This is a genomic window from Frisingicoccus sp., assembly GCA_016298055.1.
Taxonomy (GTDB): domain Bacteria; phylum Bacillota; class Clostridia; order Lachnospirales; family Lachnospiraceae; genus Frisingicoccus.
The window spans coordinates 1-2,694 of sequence record JAEDDO010000226.1 but is presented as its reverse complement, the minus strand read 5'-3'; the positions used below and the strand labels follow the sequence as shown (position 1 = coordinate 2,694).

Annotated in this window: 2 protein-coding genes; one reads left to right on the top strand and one right to left on the bottom strand. The window is 40.1% G+C overall.

Going from position 1 to position 2,694, the window contains the following annotated elements; translation table 11 throughout:
- Positions 1–605 (bottom strand): sulfite exporter TauE/SafE family protein (locus QZZ35_RS10905; protein WP_291237427.1); only part of this gene is annotated, 605 nt, incomplete at its 3' end.
- Positions 606–832: 227 nt separating this feature from the next.
- On the opposite strand from QZZ35_RS10905, the gene QZZ35_RS10900 reads away from it, so the two are divergent.
- Positions 833–2,694, top strand: a 1,862-nt coding sequence (locus QZZ35_RS10900) for a PocR ligand-binding domain-containing protein (RefSeq protein WP_291237426.1), incomplete at its 3' end; no start/stop codon positions are given.

The following is a 2,694-nucleotide window of genomic DNA, read 5'->3' as shown; positions in this document are numbered from 1 at the left end:
ATCATAAAATGGCTTCCGGCACCTGTCAAAGCAGTAAATGCCATAATAAAGACACTTGTTCCAACAGCTGTTTTCAATTCGTATCCGAGAATACTTGTGAGCAGCAAAAGCATCATCATTCCGCCGCCTGCACCGATAAATCCGCATATAAAACCAACGACAGTGCCGCAGAGAACGGACTGAATCAACCGCTTTTTCGGGCTGACCAAAGTCATAGTTTCTTTAGTAGTCATAACCGGACGAACAATAAACTTGATACCGAGCAGCAGGGTCATGACGGTAGAAAAACTGCCCATTGTGGAATTAGGAACTTTACTTGCAACAAAACTTCCGACAAATGTAAATATCAGAACGGTAATCATCATGACAAAACCGTTTTTGATATCCAGATTTTTATTTTTTCCATAAGTATAAGCACTGACAGCACTGGCAAGAACATCGCTGGCAAGGGCAATGCCGACAGCTTCATAAGCCGGTATCCCCAGAAATGTAATGAGCATAGGACTTATTACGGCGGCAGCACTCATTCCGGCAAATCCGGTTCCAAGACCTGCTCCCATACCGGCAAAAAAACAAACAATGATTTCAATTAACAGTAACTTCATTTTTTTCCTCCATTTCTTTTCGGGCATTCAGACATGTTTTTTGAAAAAGTCTGGTGTACATTTCTATTTCTTCTAAAGAAAAGCCCTGAAATAGTTTCTGTCCAAATTAGAACTATTATAATTGGTATGGAAGAAAAGTCAAGATATTTTGTTGTTTTCCTTATAATGGTTATGATACAATAAAGGGAAAAGTAACTATTTTTATTATGAAAAAAGGAGATGCTGTTATGGATGATCCAACTTTAATTGTTAAAGGATCAAACGGGAATTCTTGTCTGAATTTACAGGAATTTTGTGATATGGATCAATTATATAAGCTCATTGATAATTGGTCTAAGTGCAGCGGTATGTATGCGGTTATCGTTGATATGGAAGGAAACCGAACATCGGATTCATTTGGAATGACAGAATTTTGCAATATGATTCATGCAAATGAAAATGGACAGGCAAGTTGTACAGCAACATGGAAATCGGATAAAGAAGGAATATACGTATGTCCGATTGGTTTTTGTGATTTTTCCATACCGATTATTTTGCCTGATGGGCAGACTCTGGGAAAAGTCTTAGCCGGGCAGGCGCTTTCTGTCAAACAAGATGAAGAAGAAATTCTCCAAAAAACAACACAACTTGGGATAGATACAGAAAGGGTCAGGGATATTCTTTCTCGTGTGCATAGAAAAACAGAGAAAGAAATGGAGGGCTCCTACGAACTCTTAAAAGAGATGATTCATTTTTTTATAGAGAAGAACTATTCTATATGGCAAACGAAGAATGAGCTGAAAAAGGCGCCTGAAAAGAAAGACAGGGTACTGTCACAGATTACTCAGATCATGTACAGTTATAACCTGACAGTTGACCTGGAGACAGAGACTTATTCTCTTATTACCGGTACAGGTATGGAACGTACGGTGCAGGAATACAAAAAGCATCATCATCAGGATGATTTGACAAGATTTCAGGAAAGCATCATTCACCCTGCCTATGTGAATCGTTTTAATGCATTACTTAATTTTGAATCCGCCAGAAAAGATCCATCGGAAAACGGATTTAAAGGGAGTTTAGAATATCCGGTGCTTTATCCCGGCGATGATGAATATGAGTGGCATGAGATTAATGTATTTATTGATACGGAAGATGACGGGACTCGAGTTGCAAATATTATTGGACGTGATATTACGGAGGCCCACAATGCCCAGGAAAAAAGCGAGAAAGAACTTCGTGCGGCTGCGGCAAAAAATCAGATTTTGTCAGAGCTCACGAAGATGCTTTACAGCTATAACCTGACATTGAATTTAAGAACAGGCAAGTACAGCATGATCATCGGAAGCGGCATGACCAGGTTTATGGAGATATTTAAATCTACCGATGATTATGAAACTGCCTATAATAAAAAGATTGCTTATCTTGATCCGGAGAATGTCTTTCAATTTGAGGCTCTTGCCAGTTTAGAAGCACTTCGGGCAAGAACAAATGCGAATGGTTTTATCGGTAATCTGGAGTATGGTGCCATCACGGATTATGGCGAAGAATGGCATGAGATCAACGTTTTCATCAGTACCGATGAAAAGGGGGAACCGATTGCCAACATTCTTGGAAGGGATATTACGGATGCCCATAAACGTCAGGAACAACGCGAGATTCAGCAAAAGGCTGCCATGGCCCGTGACCAGCTTCTCTCAGGTGTTACAAAGATGCTTTACGGCTACAACCTTACTGTCAATCTGGAAACATGGAAGTATTCATTGATTACAGGTACAGGCATGAGTGAGGTTCTGAAAACCATGCAGCATACGGATGATTATGTGCTTCTTTATGCAAAGCTTTTTAAGAACATTGCTCCGGAAGATAAAGAAAAGCTGGAAAATCTTATTGGCATCCGTGCGTTGAAGGAAAAAAAGAATGCGACGGGTTTTGTTGGGACACTTTCCTGTCGAGTCATTCTTGGAGATATCAGTGAATGGCATGAAGTAAATCTCTTTATGGGGACAAATGAAGATGGTATTAATGTTGCCAATATTCTCGGAAGGGATATTACCGAAATACATGAGGCTCAGGAACGCCGGGAAAATGAGCTGAAAGCTGTGGCGGC